16 protein-coding genes are annotated in these 19,157 nt (G+C 65.9%); 11 read left to right on the top strand and 5 right to left on the bottom strand.

Going from position 1 to position 19,157, the window contains the following annotated elements:
* The first annotated feature begins 400 nt into the window (after positions 1-400).
* Together SMD10_RS03060 and SMD10_RS03065 are read left to right on the top strand one after the other, a co-directional pair.
* Complete coding sequence (locus tag SMD10_RS03060) at positions 401-655, top strand: exopolysaccharide production repressor protein (protein WP_331684162.1); 255 nt, start codon at positions 401-403, stop codon at positions 653-655.
* A gap of 153 nt (positions 656-808) precedes the next feature.
* Entirely contained in the window at positions 809-1,822 is a 1,014-nt protein-coding gene (locus SMD10_RS03065) for a glycosyltransferase family 2 protein (protein ID WP_331684163.1), read from the top strand.
* A 66-nt stretch (positions 1,823-1,888) separates the two neighbouring features.
* Here SMD10_RS03065 and SMD10_RS03070 read toward each other — a convergent pair whose 3' ends face one another.
* The gene (locus tag SMD10_RS03070) at positions 1,889-2,824 is read right to left on the bottom strand and encodes a polysaccharide pyruvyl transferase family protein (protein ID WP_331684164.1); all 936 of its coding nucleotides are present in this window, start codon (positions 2,822-2,824) and stop codon (positions 1,889-1,891) included.
* Between the two features lie 49 nt (positions 2,825-2,873).
* Positions 2,874-3,860: a glycosyltransferase gene (locus tag SMD10_RS03075; protein ID WP_331684165.1), complete on the bottom strand. Its 987-nt coding sequence runs from the start codon at positions 3,858-3,860 to the stop codon at positions 2,874-2,876.
* 128 nt (positions 3,861-3,988) lie between these two features.
* On the opposite strand from SMD10_RS03075, the gene SMD10_RS03080 reads away from it, so the two are divergent.
* The 7 genes from SMD10_RS03080 (at position 3,989) to SMD10_RS03110 (ending at position 13,147) form a co-directional block, all read left to right on the top strand.
* Complete coding sequence (locus tag SMD10_RS03080) at positions 3,989-5,467, top strand: lipopolysaccharide biosynthesis protein (protein WP_331684166.1); 1,479 nt, start codon at positions 3,989-3,991, stop codon at positions 5,465-5,467.
* Positions 5,468-5,795: 328 nt separating this feature from the next.
* On the top strand, positions 5,796-6,605 hold the full coding sequence (gene exoK, locus SMD10_RS03085; protein WP_331684167.1) for an endo-1,3-1,4-beta-glycanase ExoK: 810 nt from the start codon (positions 5,796-5,798) through the stop codon (positions 6,603-6,605).
* A gap of 87 nt (positions 6,606-6,692) precedes the next feature.
* On the top strand, positions 6,693-7,877 hold the full coding sequence (locus SMD10_RS03090) for a glycosyltransferase family protein (protein ID WP_331684168.1): 1,185 nt from the start codon (positions 6,693-6,695) through the stop codon (positions 7,875-7,877).
* A complete protein-coding gene (locus tag SMD10_RS03095; protein ID WP_331684169.1) occupies positions 7,874-8,917 on the top strand; it encodes a glycosyltransferase family 2 protein in 1,044 nt (347 codons plus the stop codon). Before SMD10_RS03090 ends, SMD10_RS03095 begins: the two co-directional genes overlap by 4 nt.
* Positions 8,914-9,864, top strand: a complete 951-nt coding sequence (locus SMD10_RS03100; RefSeq protein WP_331684170.1) for a glycosyltransferase family 2 protein — start codon at positions 8,914-8,916, stop codon at positions 9,862-9,864. The genes SMD10_RS03095 and SMD10_RS03100 overlap by 4 nt, the downstream gene beginning before the upstream one ends.
* Positions 9,773-10,798: a glycosyltransferase family 2 protein gene (locus tag SMD10_RS03105; RefSeq protein WP_432757162.1), complete on the top strand. Its 1,026-nt coding sequence runs from the start codon at positions 9,773-9,775 to the stop codon at positions 10,796-10,798. The genes SMD10_RS03100 and SMD10_RS03105 overlap by 92 nt, the downstream gene beginning before the upstream one ends.
* A 36-nt stretch (positions 10,799-10,834) precedes the next feature.
* The gene (locus SMD10_RS03110) at positions 10,835-13,147 is read left to right on the top strand and encodes a Wzz/FepE/Etk N-terminal domain-containing protein (RefSeq protein ID WP_331684171.1); all 2,313 of its coding nucleotides are present in this window, start codon (positions 10,835-10,837) and stop codon (positions 13,145-13,147) included.
* Positions 13,148-13,174: 27 nt separating this feature from the next.
* Here SMD10_RS03110 and SMD10_RS03115 read toward each other — a convergent pair whose 3' ends face one another.
* The 3 genes from SMD10_RS03115 to SMD10_RS03125 all read right to left on the bottom strand — a co-directional run bounded on the left by SMD10_RS03115 (position 13,175) and on the right by SMD10_RS03125 (position 16,858).
* Positions 13,175-13,951 (bottom strand): metallophosphoesterase, encoded by a 777-nt coding sequence (locus SMD10_RS03115; protein WP_331684172.1) that lies wholly within the window; start codon positions 13,949-13,951, stop codon positions 13,175-13,177.
* Between the two features lie 73 nt (positions 13,952-14,024).
* Complete coding sequence (locus SMD10_RS03120) at positions 14,025-15,716, bottom strand: GMC family oxidoreductase (RefSeq protein ID WP_331684173.1); 1,692 nt, start codon at positions 15,714-15,716, stop codon at positions 14,025-14,027.
* Positions 15,713-16,858: an acyltransferase family protein gene (locus SMD10_RS03125; protein ID WP_331684174.1), complete on the bottom strand. Its 1,146-nt coding sequence runs from the start codon at positions 16,856-16,858 to the stop codon at positions 15,713-15,715. The genes SMD10_RS03120 and SMD10_RS03125 overlap by 4 nt, the downstream gene beginning before the upstream one ends.
* A gap of 356 nt (positions 16,859-17,214) precedes the next feature.
* Here SMD10_RS03125 and SMD10_RS03130 point away from each other — a divergent pair, with 356 nt between their 5' ends.
* Positions 17,215-17,799 carry a DUF2478 domain-containing protein gene (locus SMD10_RS03130; protein WP_331684175.1) on the top strand — a complete coding sequence of 195 codons (585 nt, stop codon included), beginning with the start codon at positions 17,215-17,217 and terminating at the stop codon, positions 17,797-17,799.
* Between the two features lie 225 nt (positions 17,800-18,024).
* Complete coding sequence (locus tag SMD10_RS03135) at positions 18,025-19,152, top strand: ISAs1 family transposase (protein ID WP_331684176.1); 1,128 nt, start codon at positions 18,025-18,027, stop codon at positions 19,150-19,152.
* Positions 19,153-19,157 lie beyond the last annotated feature (5 nt).

The following is a 19,157-nucleotide window of genomic DNA, read 5'->3' on the forward strand; positions in this document are numbered from 1 at the left end:
ACCGGTCCCGGCGCCCACGCGATCGTTCGCTTTTTAGGAAAAAAGCCCTTCTCTCAGTAAGTTGATCCGACGAGGGGCAAACGGCGCCCGTCCGGCCTGCACTTGAAATCGATTCCAACCTGCGATTATGATAACGGCTGCGCTAACGGTCCGCTAAGACTGTTGAAGGGGTGGGAAAGTTCTGCGCTAAAAATTAATAAGCGTCAGCCAAGCTGTTCCACGAACGGCCGGCTTTGGAATATTGATGAAGGTCAATGTCCGTCGGCGGGCCGGATTAATAAGAACAAGAAAAGGTCTCTCGTCGAGCCATTCGACCGGGCTGCGATGATTTTTGGCGTCTATGGGAGTGCTCCACACATGTCTTTTGACCTGAAGCGGCACGACAGGGCATCGTAACGATATGTCGTTTTCCCTGTTCTTCCGCGGCCAGCTTTTGGCGCTGATCGTTTTCGCAGCCGTCATCTATTTTCTCAATGGCTCGATCTGGACGACCGTCATCGAGACCGCTGTCTGCGCCGTGCTCATTCAGGTGGGTTATTTCGCCTCCGTGCTGTTCATGGTCTGGCGGTCCGGTCGGCCACAGCCGGCGGAGACCTCTGCGGAAAAGAAGACGGAGCCGGGCCGTGGCGGCCGGCCATCGGAAACCGCGACCTGACGGCCCGAAGAACCGTGCCCTGCCGATCGCGCAATGAGCGATCGACCGATGTTCGTCGGATAGGGGCGACCGCCAGCATCAACTTCCCGCATTCTTGAAATCGTCGCGTTTCCTGTCCACCCTCGGATGTCCTGACAGCTCCGAGGGTTGAACGTGAACGCATCCCGGCAAGCCGAAGTCTGTGTCGTCATCGCGGCGATGAATGCCGCCGACACGATTTCCAGAGCCATCGCATCCGCCCTGCGCGAGCCGGCTGTTTCGGAAGTTCTGGTCGTCAACGACGCGTCGCAGGATGGCACCGCCGAAGCCGCATCGGCGGCGGACGATGGCAGCGGCCGGCTGCAGGTGCACACGTTCGAGGTCAACCGCGGACCGGCTGCGGCCCGCAACCATGCGATCGCGCATTCCCAGGCACCGTTGATCGCCATTCTCGATGCCGACGATCTTTATCTCGACGGCCGCTTCGCGACGCTCATCGATGGCGACGACTGGGATCTCGTCGCCGACAACATCGTCTTCGTCGATGCCGACGAAGAGAAGGCCGAGCCGTCGCCGCCCAATTTTGCCGCCGAGCCGCGCTTTCTGGGTCTGAAGGACTTTATCGAAGGCAACATCTCGAAGCGGGGCGCGCGCCGTGGCGAAGTCGGGTTCCTCAAACCGGTCATCCGACGGTCGTTCCTCGACGCCCACAAACTCCGCTACCGGGAGGATCTGCGTCTTGGCGAGGATTACGAATTCTATGTGCGCGCACTGGCCTGCGGAGCCCGCTACAAGATCGTGCGGTCCTGCGGATATGCCGCGACGATTCGGGCGAATTCCCTGAGCAGCCGCCATCGCACCGAGGACCTGAAGCGGCTTTTCCAGGCAGACCAGGCGATCCTCTCGACCCAGCCGCTGCCGGACGACGCGGCCGCGGCGCTGCGCGAGCACGAACGCCATATTCGCGCGCGCTACGAGTTGCGGCAGTTCCTCGACCTCAAGGCGCAGAAAGGGCTGATGGCGGCCGGCCTCGCCACCCTGGCGCGCCCCGCCGCGCTTCCCGCCGTGACCGGCGGCGTCCTCGCGGACAAGCTGGAGGGCGCATTCGGCAAACCGCAACCGGCCTTCGGCGCCGGCGGTACGGAAGGCAGTCTCTCCTTCCTCATGCCCGGCCGCGTGGTCAGCTGACGGGCGAACGGCATTGCCGACCTTCGCAACGCGTCTTGCGAACGAATGGACCGATGGAGACCGGTTTCAGAGATAATCCCGGCGCACGGCATCGAGCACCGCCCGCAAACGCTCCTTGCGCTGGTCCAGCAGTCCATCCGGGCTGAGTTGGGGCTTGGCCTTGCGGGCCTGCCACAGGCCGAGAACGGACGGCATGGCGAGGATCTGCTTGGCCATCAGGCGAAGCTGCGATCCCCCCTCGTCCGGCCGCACCGCCAATTCGCCGCCCGAACCGTCGTCCGCCCACGGCGGTGCCCTGCCGGAGAACTCGATGCCCCAGAACCGCGCCCCCTTGGTGATCGCTTCGGCGCGCGACGAGATCGGAATGCGACGAGGCTCGTAGGTCACGCCGCCCGTCGCGGCCCAGTCCTGCCATTTGAAGCTGTTGATCGAATCCGAGGTCGAAACGGCGACCCAGGGCACGCGAAAGGCATCGGCGAGAATGGCGGCATGCATCGATTCGGCGACGACGAGTCGCGCCTGCGCGATCGCCCGGATCACCGCCTTCGCATCGCCGCACGGGTCGACATAGGTCAGCCCCGCCGTCTGGCAGACGAGCGGCCAGACGCCGCCCCTGGTCGACTCCCAATGGGGCACGAAGATCGCAGCGTGGCACTTGGGCAGACCCTGGAATTCGGGCATCTCGGCGACCATCACGGCCGGATCGACGATCCCCTTGTCGGAGGGAAGACCGATTCGTTCGGCGGTCAGCGGTCCGCGCACGCAGCGGATGTCCCAGGCGGGACCGCTCATGTCCGGCAGCGCGCCGTAGCCGCAGCCGCTGCCCAGCACCAGCTTCGGCCCGGGTTGCGACAGCAGCGCGTCGCTCAGCACTGTACCGACGCCGACGAGAAGCACCTCGGGGTGGACCTCGCGGAACCCCGGCAACAGGAAATCCCAGAGCCAGAGATTGAGATCGTCGCCGAAATTGCCGTGGCTGGACTGCCAGTAGAAGGGCTGCATGAGACGCTCCGGTTGCGCGGCGTTAACGGTTTCGGGGCCAGTCGGCCTGCTATTGCCCCGGGGCGGCGCGCCGGCCGTGGCCCATGACCTTGCCGGCCGCAAGTTCCAGTGCGCTCGTCAGCAGTTTCGGATCGCGGCGAATCCATTCGGCCAGCAGGCTCCATTGCGGCGCCTTGCGCCGCTTGAACTGAGCGGCCTGGCTCCACAGTGCCTGCTGCCGCGCCGTCCGCTTGTAGGAATCGATCGACGCGCGATCCTCGGCATTGTGGTCGAAGCGGCGCGCCAGATTGTCCAGGGCCACCCAGGTGTTGAATTGCTGCCGCAGGAACAGCGGCGAGCTGTTGTCGATGCTGTGGAAGATGTTGAGCCCCTCGCCGCGGTAGGCGCCCGCCGCGTCGCACAGAATGGGATGCCGGGCGTTGCGCACGCAGTCGTAGAAGAACAGAACGTCCTCGGCCGCCAGCCGCAGCGAAGGCTCGAAGCGCACCTTGGGAAAGAGATCGCCGCCCAGCACCATGCACGACATGTGCATGAAGCTCCAATTCTGCAGCATCACGCCGGCAAGGTTGGGCACATCGAGCACCACGGGATCGTCGGAGAGCCGCGTCGTCGGCGTCTTCTCCTCCACGGTCGCCATACCGAAATGGTAGTAGAAGGCGGAACCGCCCTCGATCGCGTCCCAGTAGCAGTCGGCCTCGAACCTCGTCATCGCGCCGACCGCGTTTTCCAGATGGTGCGGTGCCCATTCGTCGTCCGAATCGAGGAAGGCGACGAAGCGGGTTTCCGGCGCGACATGGTCGAGGCCGGTGTTTCGGGCCCCGCCCGGCCCGCTGTTGTCCTGCCGGATGACCTCGATGCGCTGCCGGTCTTCCGCAGCAAGACCGGCGAGTTCATCCTCGGCCGGCAAGGGCGAGGCGTCGTCGACGACGAGCACCTGAAAATCCTGGAAGGTCTGGGCAAAGACGGATTTCAGGGCACGCGAGAGAATTTCGGGCTGCTTCTGATAGAACGGGATGATCACCGAGCAGACGGCCATCTTGCACCTTGCACTTTGGTGGATCGGGTGGCCCCGAAGGCATGACACACGAGTTCGGTCCGAAATGTGGCCCCATTCGCATGGCCAACTTAATTATTGTTGCAGTGCAAAAAGCAATGGGGCCGCGCATGCCGCCACACGTCAGCATCAGGACGGTGACGAACAATGTCGGGTGGAGCATGCTGTCTCGGACCGGCACGTTCGCCCTGAAATTCTTTATCGTTCCGATCCTCGCGCGACTGCTGAGTCCAGAAGAGTTCGGCGTCGTCGCCGTTGCCCTGACGGTGGTTCAATTCCTTGCGATGATCGGGGGGGCGGGATTGGCCGCCGCCTTGATCATCGAACCCGAGGACGACCAGGACAGCGTTCACTCGGTCTTCTGGGCCAATCTCGCGGTCTCATGCCTGATGGCGCTGGTGCTGTTTCTGGGTGCCGACTTCTTCGCCACGCTGCTCGGTGCGCGCGAGGCGGCGTATCTGCTCCGGATCATGAGCATCTTGATTCCGCTGCAGCTTTCCGGCGACGTCGCCTATGCCCTGCTCGCGCGGCGGATGGCGTTTCACAAGGACGCCATGTGGAGCGTCACCTCCGAAAGCCTCGGCGTGCTCGTCGCTCTGGCCCTGGCCTTTTCGGGCTGGACCATCACCGCCCTCGTCGCCCAGCAGTTCGTCGCCGCGATCGTCCGGGTCGGCGGCTGCTATACGGCGGCGCGCTACGTGCCGCGTTTCGTCGTCTCGCTGCCGACCCTGCGCCGGCTCGCCGGCTTCAGCCTGGGTCTGATGGGGTCGGACTTCGCCAACTTCATCACCTTCCAGTCGCCGCTGGTGGTGATCACGCGCTTTCTCGGCCTTGCCGACGCCGGTGCCTATTCGGTGGCGAACCGCTTTTCCAGCATCCCCAACCAGGTCATGCTGACGGCCTTGATGGGCGTATTGTTTCCAGCGTTCCGGCACATGACGGACGATCGCCAGCGGCGCTTCCAGGCGCTGATGCTGAGCACGCAGGTGTCGACGGTGTTTCTCGCGCCGATGATGTTCGGCCTGTGGGCGGTGGCCGAGCCGGCCATGCTGGTGCTGTTCGGCGAGAAATGGGCCTATGCGTGGCCGGTGCTCGGGCTGCTGGCCCTGTCCAAGGGGATCATGTCGCCTTGCGGCACCTTCATCCCCTATCTGAAAGGCGTCCAGCAGGGCGGCGTTCTCTGGTGGTCAGCGATGCTGCGCGCGATCCTGGTCACCGGCTGCGTCGCCTACGGCGCAGCCACGGGTAGCCTGATCACGGCGATGGTCGCGCTTTGCATCGCCAACGCGATCACCCTGGTCGGCTATTCCTGGGCGGTGCTGCGCACCAGCGACGGCCCGGTGCTGCGCAACTTCCTGATGATCAATCGTCCGATGATCTCGGCCGCCGTCATGGCCGTCCTGGTGCGCTTGCTGCTCGTTCGCATCGACGATCTGGTGCCCAGCGCCATCGGTCAGATCCTGGTCGGGGCCGCCGCCGGCGCACTGATCTACGCCCTCCTGCTGCTGCTGCTCGAACGCCCTCTGGTGCGCAAGATGGCCGGGCTCGTGCTCGATCGCCTTCGCCCCGAAGCACGTGCCGGCGCCTGAAACCCCATTCGCCGCAATGGCGCCGGCCGGCCCCAATCCACGAGAACAGAAGCGCAGAAGACCGCGGCCCGACCTATGCCAGGCAAAAAATCAGGCTTGCTTTTCAGGAGCTTGGCGACTGTCACCGGATCTTATTGTGCACTGCCACATTCTGACCGGAAAGACTCGTGACCCTTCGGCGATCAACAGCCCGGTTCCGACCGGAGTGCACCAGCTGGAAACGAGGTCTCCAGCCCCCGTGTGAACGAGAATGAGCGGCCGGTCCGATGCGAGGATCGCGCCGGGCGCTCTTTGCCCTGCCGAACCCTTCGGGACCGGAGAAGACTTGATGATGCGGCGACACAGTAGATTGTTCGGCGTCTCGATGGCGGCAGCCTTGGCCTTGGCCTTGGCCGGCGCGGCTTCGGGCGCCTCGGCGCAGCAGGGTCCGTGCGGCCCCTCCTTTGTCGATCGCTTCGACACACTGAACACCAGTCGCTGGTACGTTTCCGACGGCTGGGCGAACGGCGATTACCAGAACTGCCTGTGGTCCAAGTCCCAGGTCAGCATTTCGGACGGGATTCTCCATCTCGGCTACGGCCCGCAGCCGTCGGAGGATCGCGACTATGCCTGCTCGGAGATCCAGACGCGCCAGCGATACGGCTACGGCATCTACGAAGCGCGGATGAAGACGGCGGCCGGCCCCGGCCTGAACTCCAGTCTATTCTCCTATGTCGGCCCGACCGACAAGCAGCCGCACGACGAGATCGACTTCGAGATTCTCGGCAAGGACGCCTCCCAGGTCCAGCTGAACTATTACGCGGACGGCAAAGGCGGCCACGAGACCCTGGTTCCGGTGCCCGGCGGCGCCGACGCCGGCTTCAACGACTATGCCTTCGTCTGGGAGGAAGGCCGGATCCGCTGGTACATCAACGGCGAACTGGTCGAGGAGGCAAGCGATCCCGAGGGATTGCCCGAGCACACTCAGAAGATTTTCCTGACCCTGTGGGGCAGCGACAGCAAGCCGGAATGGCTGGGCCGTTTCCAGGATCCCGGCTCCGTTCAGGTGGATGTCGACTGGGTCGCCTTCACGGCGCCGGGGGACGACTGCCAATTTCCCGAGTCGATCGCCTGCACGCTGTCGTCGAAAGGCGATTGACGGCGCCCCGACGGCTTCCATGTTGCAGCGCAACATAGGCACTGCTAGCTTAATATCTGGGATAGAGCATATCGAGGATGACCGAGCATGCTTCACGTCCTGTACCTGGTGCATGACCTGCTCGACCCGGCCGTGCGCCGCCGCGTGGCCATGTTTCAAGCCGGTGGGGCCTCGGTGACGCTGGCGGGATTTTGCCGCGGGCCTGCCCCCGCCGACATTGCCGGCACGACGCCGATTCTTCTCGGCACCACGAAGGACGGCGCCTTCGCCCAGCGCATCGCGGCGGTGATGCGGGCGGCCGTTCGCCTCGGCAAGGCCTTGCGGTCCATCCGGCGCCCGGACGTGATCGTCGGCCGGCATCTGGAGATGCTGGCGCTCGCCAATCGCGCGGTTCGCCTGTTCGGGGGAAACGTCCCGATCGTCTACGAAAGCCTCGACATCCACCGGCTTTTGCTGCGTGGCGACGGCATCGGCCGCGCCATGCGCAGCGCCGAACGGCTGTTCGGCCGGCAGGCCGCTCTCTTGATGACGAGTTCGCCGGCCTTCGTGCGCGAATATTTCGAGCCACGCGGCCATCTGGCGGCGCCGATCCTGCTCGTAGAGAACAAGGTTCTCGAACTCGACGGCGCCGATGGCGAGGCCGTCGGCGATTTGGCTCTCCCACGCCTTGTCGAGCCCGGCGAGCCGTGGCGGATCGGCTGGTTCGGCGCCCTGCGCTGCCGCCGGTCGCTGGAGCTCTTGGCGGGCTTCACCCATCGCATGGAAGGGCGCTGCGAGATCGTCCTGCGGGGTCGTCCGGCCTATTCGGAATTCGACGATTTCGATGGCTTCCTCGCCGCCGAGCCGCATCTCCACTTCCACGGCGCCTACCGCAATCCGGAGGATCTGGCTGCGATCTATGGCGAGGTACATTTCGCCTGGGCCGTCGACTTCTTCGAGGAAGGGCTGAACTCGTCCTGGCTGCTGCCGAACCGGCTCTACGAAAGCTGCCGCTACGGCGTCGTGCCCATCGCCGTTCAGGGCACCGAGACCGCCCGGTTTCTCGAACAGCGGCAGATGGGACTGGTCTTCGCCGAGCCATCGGTGGACGCCCTCGCGGCGCTGTTCGAGGCCTTCGTGGCGGAGCGTTACGCCGAGGAGCGCCAGCGCGTGGCGCGCCACGAACGCCGAACCTGGATCTGCGACCGGGCCGGCTGCACGGAACTGGTGGATCAGTTGCGTGCCGTCGCGGGCCGCACCACGCCTGGACCGGCCTTGGAGGTGATGGGATGACGACGCTAGCCAACCAAGATACGCGGCCGCTCGGCGGGATTGAACGGGGCATGGTGATCGTGCCCTGCCTGAACGAAGCCGAACACATCGCGGCCCTCGTCGCCGGCCTGCAGGGCCCCGCCGAGCGGCTTGATCTGAAGATCGTCGTGGCCGACGGCGGCAGCACCGACGGCACGCGCGAGATCCTGGCCGGACTGGTGGACGATTATCCCGGCCTCCAGCTTCTCGATAATCCGCGGCGGCTGCAGAGCGCGGCGATCAACCGCGCGGTCGAGGTCTTCGGCGACGGCTGCGACTATTTCATCCGGATCGACGTGCACGGCGACTACCCGCCGGACTATTGCGACCGGCTGGTCGAGGAGGCGGCCTCAACGCGAGCGGATTCCGTCGTGGTCGCCATGGCGACGGTCGGCCGGACGCCGTTTCAGCAGGCCGTGGCGCTGGCGCAGAATTCCAAGCTGGGCAACGGCGGTTCGGCCCATCGCACGGGGGCCAGCGGCCATTGGACCGACCACGGCCATCACGCCTTGATGCGCATCGCGCCGTTCCGCTCCGTCGGCGGCTACGACGAAACCTTCAGCCACAACGAGGACGCCGAGCTCGACCAGCGGCAGACGGCGGCGGGCTATCGTATCTGGATGACCGATGCGACGGTGATGACCTATTATCCCCGTGCCACCGCCGGCGGCCTGTTCCGCCAGTATTTCGGCTATGGCCGCGGCCGTGCCAAGACGCTGCTGAAGCACCGCGGCCGTCCCAAGCTGCGCCAGATGGCGCCGCTGGTGATCATGCCGGCCGCGGCCGGACTGATCCTGGCGCTGCTGCATTGGGCGGCCGCCGTACCCTTCGTGGTCTGGGCAGCCATGTGCGTGGGCTACGGCGCAATTCTCGGCCTCGGCGAAGGAGCGGCCGCCTCGCCGCTGGTGGGAATCGCAGCGATGATCATGCACTTCGCCTGGTCGGCCGGCTTCTGGCTGCAGATCCTCAACCCCCGCAACTGGCCGAAGACCGATGCGGCGCCCAAGGAAGGCCTGGCATGAACGCAGGCCTCACGCCACGCCGCGTCGATATCGGCGTCTGCACTTTCAAACGGACCGAACTGGCGGAAACGATCGCCTCGCTGGGGCGTCTGCAACTGCCCGAAGACGTTGCCGTCCGCATCATCGTCGCCGACAACGACGAGTGGCCGAGCGCCAAGCCTCGGGTCGACGCTCTCGCGGCCGCTTGCCCGCACGAGATCGTCTATGTGCATGCGCCGATGCGCAACATCTCGCTGGCGCGCAACGCCTGCCTCGACCATGCGACGGGCGACTTCCTGGCGTTCATCGATGACGACGAGGTCGCCTCGACGCAGTGGCTCGCCGAACTTCTGGCGGTGGCGGAAGCCTCCGGTGCCGAAGCGGTGCTCGGCCCCGTCCGGGCCGACTATCGCCCCGGCGCACCCGAATGGATGAAGCGCGGTGATTTCCACTCGACTTTTCCGGTCTGGGTGAAGGGCGAGATCGTCACCGGCTATACCTGCAACGTGCTCGTGCGGCTCGACGCCCCGAGCGTAGCCGGTCGGCGCTTCGATCTCGCGCTCGGCCGCTCAGGCGGTGAAGACACCGCCTATTTCACCCGTCTGACGAAGAGCGGCGGCCGCATTGCCTATGCGCCGGAGGCCTGGACGTCCGAGACCGTGCCCGACCCGCGCGCGACGCTCTTCTGGCTCGGCAAGCGCAAATTCCGCATGGGCCAGACGCACGGCCGGCTGGTGGCCGAGCAGGCGCGGGGGATGGCACGGATTCGCCAGATCTGCCTTGCCGCATCGAAGGCCGGCTATTGCATGGCGGCGGCTGCGGGGCTCGCGGCGGCGCCACGGATGCGCAACCGCTATGCCCTTCGCGGCCTGCTCCATGCCGGCGCCGTCAGCGGCCTTCTGGGCGTGCGCGAGATCCGGCAATACGGCGGCATCGATCCAAGCGAGGGAGAGCGCCATCCAGCCTGACGTCACCTTTCTCATCGCCGCCTACAATGCCGAGGCCTCGCTGCCTCGGGCGATCCGCAGCGCGCTCGACCAGGAGAGCGTGGACGTCGAGGTCATCGTGGTCGACGATCGCTCGCAGGACGGCACGGCGGCGGCGGCGCGCGCCATCGGCGACGATCGCGTGCGCGTCATCGAGCTGCCGGACAATCGCGGCCCCGGCGGCGCGCGCAACGCCGGGCTGGCCGAAGCGCGCGGCACCTTCATCGCCATTCTCGATTCCGACGATGACGTCCTGCCCGGGCGCCTTGCCCGCATCGTCGCTCGCGCCGAGGCGATGAAGGCCGATGTCGTCGTCGACAATCTCGAGGTCGTCCAGGAGACCACGGGCCGGCGCGAGACGATGTTCGACGAAGTGTTCCTGGCCGGGCTGGACGAGATCAGCCTCGCCGATTTCATCGGCTCGAACGTGATCTTCCGCTCCGAGTTCAACTACGGCTACATGAAGCCGGTGTTCCGGCGCTCGTTTCTTGCCGAACACGGCATTCGCTACGACGAGAGCCTGCGCATCGGCGAAGACTACATCTTTCTCGCCAGCGCCTTGGCGTGTGGCGCGCGCTGCGTCGTGGAGCCGGCCGCGGGCTACGTCTATCACATTCGCAGCGGCTCGATCTCGCGCGTGCTGGACCTTCGCCACGTGGCGAACATGCTGGCAGCCGACATCGCCTTCGAGAACGCCCATCCCCTCGATCCAGCAGCCCGCGAAGCGCAGCGCCGGCGCACGCGCAGCCTGAAGCGCGCGACGTCCTATCTCACCCTGATCCAGCATCTGAAGGGCCGGGCGGCCTTCAAGGCGGCGCGCGTCGCCCTCAGCGATCCGCTCGCCCTCCCCCTCCTGCGCATGCCCATCGAGGTGCGGCTGCGACGCCTGATCGGCCAGACCCATGCCGGCCTGTGACCGATCGCAGCGACCAGAAGACGGAGCGCCAACCGCATGATGCACCAGAAGACGATACCGCTGCACAACAAGGTCACGGTCGTCCCGCAGGATGGTGAGGGCTTCATCGATCTCGACCGCCTCGTCGGGGTCGCCTTGCGCCATTGGCGCCTGGTCGCTCTGTGCGTCCTCGTGTGCCTGGCGCTGGGTATCGCCTATCTCGTGATGACGCCGCCGACCTATACGACCTCGACGCGCATTCTCCTCGATCAGAACCTGGCGCGGTTCACCCAGGACGATCAGCCGCCTGCCGCACGCGCCGAGGCCGATTCGATGGTCCTCAACGAGATCGAAATCCTGAAGTCGAAGCAGCTCGCCACTTCGGTGGTCAACGCACTCGGCCTTGCCCGCAACGAAGCGTTTCTCGATCCGCCGCGCGCACCGCTCGCTTCCCTCAAGGCGCAGGTGAAGGCGTTGGTCGCGCGTTTCGCCACCAGCGAAGAAGCGTCCGCGCCACCGAGCGAAAACGCCAGGATCGGCAAGGCCGTGGCCCTTCTTCAGGCGGGGCTCAGCGTCGAACGGATGGGGCGCAGCTACGTGATCGAGGTCGGCTTTCGCTCGCCCGATCCCGAGCTGGCAGGTCAGATCACGCGCACCTACGCCCAGACCTATCTCGCCGACCAGCTCGACGCCAATTTCGAGGCCACGCAACGCGCCGCCCTCTGGCTACAGCAGCGGATCGACGATCTGCGCGAAAGCTCTCAGGCGGCCTCGCTCGCCGTCGAGACCTATCGGGCCGAGCATGGCCTTACCACGGCGAGCGGCGAGCTTCTGTCCGATCAGCAGCTGTCCGATCTCAACGAGCAGCTGATGCTGGCCCAGGCAGAGACCGCCAAGACCCAGGCGCGCTACCGCCAGTTCCAGTCGATCGTCGAAATGGGACCGGAGAAAGCCGTCGAAAACGCGTCAATCGCACCGGACCAGGCCGGCAGTTCGCTGATCTCCGATCTGAAGCAGCAATACAGCCAGCTCGGCAAGCGCGCCGACGACATCGCCACGCGGTTCGGCCAGGACCATCCGCAGGCGGTCGCCCTGCGCCGCGAGCAGTCCGACATCCGCCAGCAGATCTTTTCGGAGTTGCAGCGCCTCACCGCCAGCTATCGCAACGACTACGAGGTGGCTCGCTCGCGGGAGGAATCGCTGCGCCAGAACGTGAGCACGGCGGCGGGCGAGAATTCGCAGGCCGGCCAGTCGTTGGTCAAGCTGCGCGAACTCGAGCAGCGTGCGACGGCATTGTCGACCCTCTATCAGAATTATTTGGCGCGCTACGAGGAGGCGACGCAGCAGCAGTCCCTGCCGATCGCCAAGGCACGCGTGATCTCGCAGGCGGACAATCCGGTCGATCCGTCCAGCCCGAAAAAGAGCATGGTGCTCGCGCTGTCCATGGTGCTCGGCCTGTTTGCCGGCGGCGGCATCGCGGCGCTGCTGGAGTTCCGCGAACGCTATTTCCGCACTGGCGAGGACGTTTCGTCGGCTCTCGACACCAAGTTTCTCGGCTATCTGCCGAGCGTGCCAAAGCGCAGCGTGGAGGAGACCGCAGACGGCGAAGGCAAGCCGACGCCGACGGATGCGCCGGACGGTCGGATCGCGGCCCCGCCGATGCTTCGATTTGCGCTCGACGAGCCCGCCTCGTCCTTCGCCGAGACCCTGCGCAACGTGAAGATCGCCTGCGACGTGTCCATCCCGGACCAGCCCAGCAAGGTGATCGGTTTCCTGTCGGTGCTGCCGCACGAAGGCAAGACCACGGTGGCGGCGAACTTCGCCAACCTGTTGGCCGCCAACGGCCTGCGCACCGTCCTGATCGACGCCGACCTGCGCAATCCCAGCCTCGGTCGGCGAATGTCGATGCGCGTCGACGCAGGGCTGGTCGAGACGGTCATCGGCCAGCGGGATTGGAAGAGCGTTGCACGGCAGGACAGCCGGTCGGGGCTCGTGGTGCTTCCCTCGGTCGCGCGAGGACATCTCTCCCATACCGCCGAGCTCCTGTCGTCGGCCGGAATGGCCGATTTGCTCGCCAACCTTCGGCAGTCGTTCAACTACGTGGTGGTCGACCTGCCGCCGCTCGGTCCAGTGGTCGACGCAAAGGCCTTCGAGCCGCTGGTCGACGGCTTCGTCTTCGTGTCCGAGTGGGGCTCGACGCCTCGCGCGCTGGTTCGCTCGGCGCTGACGGACGAGCCGCAGCTCTCTCGCAAGATGGTCGGGCTGATCTTGAACAAGACGGACATGAAGAAGCTGCGCCGGTACAGCGGCTTCGGCGGTACCGAGCGCTATGCGAGCCTCTATTCGGCCTACTATACGAGTCGGGCCTGACCGCCCCAACGGTTCAAGGCCCCGATTTCAACCCCGGCCGACGAGGAAACGGCCCGTCGCCCGCCAGAGCCGCACCGCCGTCAGCCGCCCGCTGAAACAGGCGCCGGTATCGATGTTGAGACGTCGGCCCTCCAGCTTCGGTTCGGTGATCGGCGTATGGCCGTGCACCAGGAGCTGCCGTTCCTCGTAGGGCACGTCGAGGAACTCGGAGCGGATGAACGCCAGATCGTGGTCGGACTGATCGGCGAGCGCCACGTTGGGCCGCAGCCCGGCATGGACGAGCAGGTGGCGATCCGTTTCGATCAGAATCGGCAGGTCGCGCAGAAAGGCCCGATGCGCCGGAGGGATCGCTTCCTCCACAGCCTCGTCCCACGCCTCGCTCGACCGCCAGCCGGCCGCCAGACGCGTGCTGTCGATGCCGTAGGAGGCAAGCGTTGCGGTGGCGCCGGCCCGCAGCCAGTCGGACCGGCCGATCCGGCCCTCCAGATAGTCGAGCATCAGGATTTCGTGGTTGCCGGCCAGGCAAAGCCGCTCGAAGCCGTGCGGCGGGGCCGCCAGGAGATGGTTGATCACCTGCGCCGAAGCCGGACCGCGATCGACATAATCGCCGAGCATCACGATCGCCTTGCGGCCCGAAAACTTCTTGGCGTCCTCGACGATCTCGTCTTCCAGCGCCAGCAATGCCTTGAGCGCGCCATGGACGTCGCCCACCGCGTAGACGATATCGTCGTCTACGCAAAGATCGAGGCGGAGCCTCGACCTCGGCGGGCGCAGCGGCATCTGCGGCCGCTTCCAACTCTGCAACAGCCCTTCCGCCGAACCTCGCCGCCCGCGCCGCGTCGCCGAACCGTCATTCATGCCTGGTCAAATACTCCGATCAAAACCGCTCGGCAGCGGGGCTGCGAAGCGTCGCGGCGCCCGAGCGCGAAGCGTCCACCCTGGCCTGGGCCGACAGATGGGTCGCCAGGCGCAACGCCAGCGCGACCGCCGGCAGGGTCGGGTTGGCCTGCCCGCTGGTCGGAAACACCGAGCTCCCGGCGACATAGCAGTTGGCAAGGTCATGGACCCGGCATTGCGGGTCGACCACACCCTGGCTCGGCGCGTCGGACATGCGCGTCGTGCCGATCTGATGATAGCCGTCGAGCGCCTGGTTCAACACCGAGCCGCGACGCGCCTCGGCATCATCCTGCAGATAGTCGAGCCGGCCGAAGGCGCGGCGCTGCAGCCACCGATCCAGGATATCGTGCGAGCGCAGTACCGATTCGACATCCTGCGAATGGTACCGAAAGTCGACCATCAGCGACCCCGCATTGCCCTCCTCGCCCGTCTGGCGAAGCCGCACGCGGCTTTCGGGATTGGGTATCTGTTCGGCATGATAGCGCAGCAGATAGCGCCGACGCGGATTGCGCAGGGCAAAACAGCTGGATTGGATGCGGCGTTCGGCGATCTGCTTCATCAGCCTCCACGATCCGCCGATGACCCAGGGATCGAGCAGAAGGTTGCGCAGGTGCTGGCGGTAGCCGCGATCGACCAGGGCCGTGGGCGAAGGAGCGAGACCACGGCCAAAGCGGCGGTAGAGGCCGAAGAAGGTAGTGATCAGATAAAGCAGGGACAGGACACCACTGCCATGGCCCGGGTCGGAGACCGAAAAGCTGTCCAGCCAGAACGCCGTATTCAGCACCTCCTCCTGGAGTTGTGCGGACGGCGTGATGGCCAGGCGCCGGCGCAGATGCGAGCCATCGCCGCAGCTGCGAAACCACAGCTCCTGCGCGATTTCCGCGCCGGAAAACTCGATCGCCGCGAGATAACCGGTCAGGTGCCCGGCGTAGAATCGCCCGAGCGCTCCCTCGGCGCCCCCGAATTTGCGCGGCTGGTCGCGCTGGACGGCGAGCAGCAAACGGGCGTTCTCCAGACCGCCGGCGGCCAGCACATAGGTCTTCGCGGTCACCTGCAGGTGCCGGTCCGCCCGCCGCACCCTGAGCCCGGCCACCCGCTCGCCATCGGCGGACAGACGGATGCGATCAACGGTGCAACCGGTGTGGACCTGGATCCGCTCAGAGGCGCGGAGCCTCGCGCCGTGCAGCCGGCCGATGTCCGGCTCGGCGCTCCACTGTTCCAGGCTCTCGATCCAGACCTCCTGGTCGGGATCGCCCGGCTCCTTCGGTTCGACAGTCCGAGCCGTGCCGCAGCCGAGAAAGGCGAAGGCCTCCTCGTAGTGCTGCCGCAGGTCGGCGGGTCGGATCGGCCAGCCGGAAAAATCGACGAAGGACCGCGGGGCGAAGTCGATGTCGTCGAAGGCCACGCAGCGTCCGCCCCACAGACGCGAGGTGCCCCCGAGACCGGGGCGGACGGCCAGCCGGATCGGCGCGTGGTGGCCGCCCGCGGCGATCTCGATGTCCGCCGGTTCGGTGATCGTCAGATCGTCGAACGCACCCCCGGCTTCGAGGACGAGGACGCGCCGTCCCTCCGCGGCGAGCTTACAGGCGAGCGCGAGGCCGACCGGCCCCGCACCGACGATGCAGATATCGCTATGATCCGGCAGGTTCGCCGTCGGATCCTCGACGATCATGCCGAGGAGGAGGCCGCGACGAGCCCCTTCAGTGGCGGCACCCGGCGCCCCGCGTTGAACAGGACCAACAGCGACGGGACGCCTCGAATGATCTGCAGGGCCGCCACCGAGGCGAGCAGCCCGATGACCGGCAGCAGGAAAAAGGTGATGGGAAAGAGGTCGTCGCCGAAATTGCCGAAGAAGCGGCGGAAGACGATGCCGGCAAAGACGAACAGGATGCCGTGGCTGCAGAACATGAAGAACACGTACGGCTCGAGGTTGGCGCAGACGTCCCCGAAGGTCGTCTCGTTCAGCACCTTCGTCAGCCGCCACGTGGCCGCCCCCATGGTGATTCGGAGCAACGTGTCGAGGGTCAGCCGCAGCGAGGGATCCATCGCCGCGATCGAGATGCTTTCGATGCGGATCGTCAGAAAGACCGCCGCCATGGCGATCAAGCCGATGCTGAAGAAACCGGCCACCTTGTCGAGGCGCTCTTCGTCGCCGCCGGCGATCCGCAGCCACATGCCAAACGCGAAGAAAAGGAGGAGCTGGGGCCGTTCCATGATGTGCGCGCCCTCGCCGAGAAAGGCGAACAGGATCAGCGCGACGATGGTGGATCTGGACCACCGCGCCAGACCGTAGAGAACGACCGGCGAAGCCAGGCAGCAGACGAAAAGATCGCGCAGGAACCAGAGCGGAACCACCGCCGGCCATTCGGCGATCCCGAAGAGCGCGTTGACGAGACCGAGCGCGGTGGGTTCCGGCATGTCGTTCCAATGGTCTGACAGCGCGCCATAGGCGGCAAGCAGGGCGAGCATGGTCAGGTTCCACACGACCAGCGGCACCACGAGCGACTTGGCCTTGGCGACGACAAGCTCGCCATAGCCGAGCCGCAGCAACGTGGAGACGATGAAATAGCCGGAGACGACGCTGAGCAGGGAGACCGAACTCAACCCGATCATCCGCGTCAGAATGAAGAACACCACGTCGAAGGGCTGGGCCGCGCGGTCGTAGGGATTGTCGGCGATGCCGGGCGGCACGTGCACGAACGTCATGAAGAAGATGCAGATCGTACGCGCGATGCGCACGCGGTTCGAACCGGATGGGCTGAGCTTGGCCAGACCCGCGGATCCCGGCGGAAACAGGGCAACCGTGTTCGCCATGCAGTGGTACTCCGCTCTGGACGATCGACAGGCGGCAGAGATCTCGCCGCCCGCATCCGGCGGCTGCCGGACATGGGGCGAAGTTACGTTGCACTGCAAAAAGCGGCCGGAATGCGGTCAGTGGTCAAACAAATGGTCGCCACCGTTTGGTGACGGCATTGATGCCACCTGCGCGGGCAGTCGCCAAGCCAGCGCCGACGGTCCCAGGGATGGCATGAGGCGCTCGTGAGGAACAAAGGTCAATTGATGGACCTCAACGCGGCCCCGACATGCGAGACGTAGATTTGCCCCGTCAAGCGGACATCGGCACGTTGCGATATCCGCTTCGACGGTGCACGGTCCTTGCGAGTTTCGCCATGAGAGAAACCGGTTCGGGGGAATCCGCCGCGACGGCGCCGGATGTCGAGATCTGGCTCGGCGCCATCGTCTGCGACGACCGCGCGGCGATCGACCTCATTCTGCGCGAGGTGGCGCTCGACCTGAAGAAGCGCGGCATCAAGGTCGCGGGTCTGGTTCAGGCGGAAACCTGCGAGGCGTCGGGCAGCCCGAAGCTGGCCCTTTGGGACATCGCCAGCGAACGGACGATGCCGATCGGCCAAAATCTCGGCAAGGGGTCCCACGGCTGTCGTCTGGATACCAGCCGGCTGTCGGCGGCCAGCGAAGAACTGGAGCGGCAACTCGACGACTCGATCGAACTCGTGATCGTCAATCGTTTCGGCAAGGTGGAGGCCGAAGGGAGAGGTCTGCGAAGCGTGATATGCGATGCCGCCTTGCGCGGGATCCCGGTGTTGCTCACCGTTCAGACCACGCACGAAGACGCATGGCAAGAGTTCGAGGCTGGATTGGCGCAGCCGCTCGCCCCCGCGAGGGAAGCGATTCTCGCGTGGTGCGAGGCGGCCCTCGCCACGGGCCGACGGCGGGGCCATGCCCCGGTCCAATGACGGCCACGAGTCGGACGCGGGTCTCTCGCTTCGATCCGCAGATCGCGCGCAACGACAGAGCGCCGGGACGGGCCGCATAGTTCGCCGCGCAGGCGGATTCTCTGCGTCCGAGGCTCATGGCTGCGTTGTGCGCTGCGCACAGGGGGATCGCATTTGGGAATTTGAATTGGCATTTGTTGGTTGAATGGAATCGGATGAGGGCCTGGCTCTGAGAGGAGAAGGCCGATGTCCTGGTTCACGGCGAGCTTTGCCGAGGTTCCGGATCCGCGCACGGGTAATGCCAAGCGCCACGATCTTCTGGAGGTTCTGACGATTGCGCTGACGGCGGCGGTCTGCGGGGCGGAGCATTGCTCCGACTTTGCCGATTTCGCGGCCGACCGGGAGGATCTGTTCCGGGAGTTCCTGCGGCTCGAGAACGGCATCCCGAGCCACGACACGTTCAGCCGCGTATTCCGGCTGCTCGATCCGGAGGCGTTTGCGAGTTGCTTCGGGCGGTTCGTGGAGGCGCTGGGCGCGGCCGGCGAAGGGGTGATCGCCATCGACGGCAAGACGCTGCGCGGCTCCTTCGACACGGCGGCGAAGCGCTCGCCGCTGGCGGTGGTGACGGCGTTCGCCTCGGCCACCCACACGGTGATCGGGCAACAGGGCTTTCGCGCCGGCGAGGGCGACAGCGAGATCCTTGCCGCCCGAGCCCTGCTGGAATGCCTGGACCTCAGCGGCCAGTTGGTGACGGCCGACGCGATCCACTGCCAGAACGAGACGGCCCAGGTGATCCTCGATCGCGGCGGCGACTATCTGTTGCGGCTGAAGGACAACCGGCCGGCTCTGGCGGCCACGGTGGCCGAGTACTTCGCCGATCCGAAGGTCTGCGCCGATCTGCCCGTCGCAGAGACCACCGACGCCGACCACGGCCGCATCGAGGTGCGGCGCGCCCTTGTCAGCCACGATCTGTCGTGGCTGCGCGGACCGAAGCGGGCGGCGGGCGATCTGGTCCTTCTGCCCGGACTCGGCTGCCTCGGCATGATCGAGGCCACGATCACGCGGGATGGCAAGACCAGCGTCACTCGCCACTGTCACCTGTCCTCGCGGCCGCTGAGCGCCGAGGCCTACCTGGCGGCGGCCCGGGCTCACTGGTCCATCGAGAACAGCCTGCATTGGGTGCTCGACATGACCTTCGACGAGGACCGCGCCCGCAACCGCAAGGACAACGGCCCGGAAAACCTCGCCATTTTGCGAAAGCTCGCCCTCAACATGCTCAAGCGCGCCAGGCCTTCAATCTCCATCCGTCGCAAGCGAAAGCGATCCGGATGGTCCAACGACTTCGCTCGTTCCATCCTCGGCCAAATGCGATAGCCCTG

Source organism: Consotaella aegiceratis, assembly GCF_036541425.1.
GTDB lineage: Bacteria > Pseudomonadota > Alphaproteobacteria > Rhizobiales > Rhizobiaceae > Consotaella > Consotaella aegiceratis.

Bases quoted from the DNA above. Each gene is read 5' to 3' on its own strand.
- SMD10_RS03060 (WP_331684162.1), top strand. From the start codon at position 401: ATGTCGTTTTCCCTGTTCTTCCGCGGCCAGCTTTTGGCGCTGATCGTT.
- SMD10_RS03090 (WP_331684168.1), top strand. From the start codon at position 6,693: ATGCTTCACGTCCTGTACCTGGTGCATGACCTGCTCGACCCGGCCGTG.
- SMD10_RS03070 (WP_331684164.1), bottom strand. From the start codon at position 2,824: ATGCAGCCCTTCTACTGGCAGTCCAGCCACGGCAATTTCGGCGACGAT.
- SMD10_RS03095 (WP_331684169.1), top strand. From the start codon at position 7,874: ATGACGACGCTAGCCAACCAAGATACGCGGCCGCTCGGCGGGATTGAA.
- SMD10_RS03130 (WP_331684175.1), top strand. From the start codon at position 17,215: ATGAGAGAAACCGGTTCGGGGGAATCCGCCGCGACGGCGCCGGATGTC.
- SMD10_RS03075 (WP_331684165.1), bottom strand. From the start codon at position 3,860: ATGGCCGTCTGCTCGGTGATCATCCCGTTCTATCAGAAGCAGCCCGAA.
- SMD10_RS03125 (WP_331684174.1), bottom strand. From the start codon at position 16,858: ATGGCGAACACGGTTGCCCTGTTTCCGCCGGGATCCGCGGGTCTGGCC.
- SMD10_RS03120 (WP_331684173.1), bottom strand. From the start codon at position 15,716: ATGATCGTCGAGGATCCGACGGCGAACCTGCCGGATCATAGCGATATC.
- SMD10_RS03135 (WP_331684176.1), top strand. From the start codon at position 18,025: ATGTCCTGGTTCACGGCGAGCTTTGCCGAGGTTCCGGATCCGCGCACG.
- SMD10_RS03080 (WP_331684166.1), top strand. From the start codon at position 3,989: ATGCCGCCACACGTCAGCATCAGGACGGTGACGAACAATGTCGGGTGG.
- SMD10_RS03110 (WP_331684171.1), top strand. From the start codon at position 10,835: ATGATGCACCAGAAGACGATACCGCTGCACAACAAGGTCACGGTCGTC.
- exoK (WP_331684167.1), top strand. From the start codon at position 5,796: ATGATGCGGCGACACAGTAGATTGTTCGGCGTCTCGATGGCGGCAGCC.
- SMD10_RS03100 (WP_331684170.1), top strand. From the start codon at position 8,914: ATGAACGCAGGCCTCACGCCACGCCGCGTCGATATCGGCGTCTGCACT.
- SMD10_RS03105 (WP_432757162.1), top strand. From the start codon at position 9,773: ATGCCGGCGCCGTCAGCGGCCTTCTGGGCGTGCGCGAGATCCGGCAAT.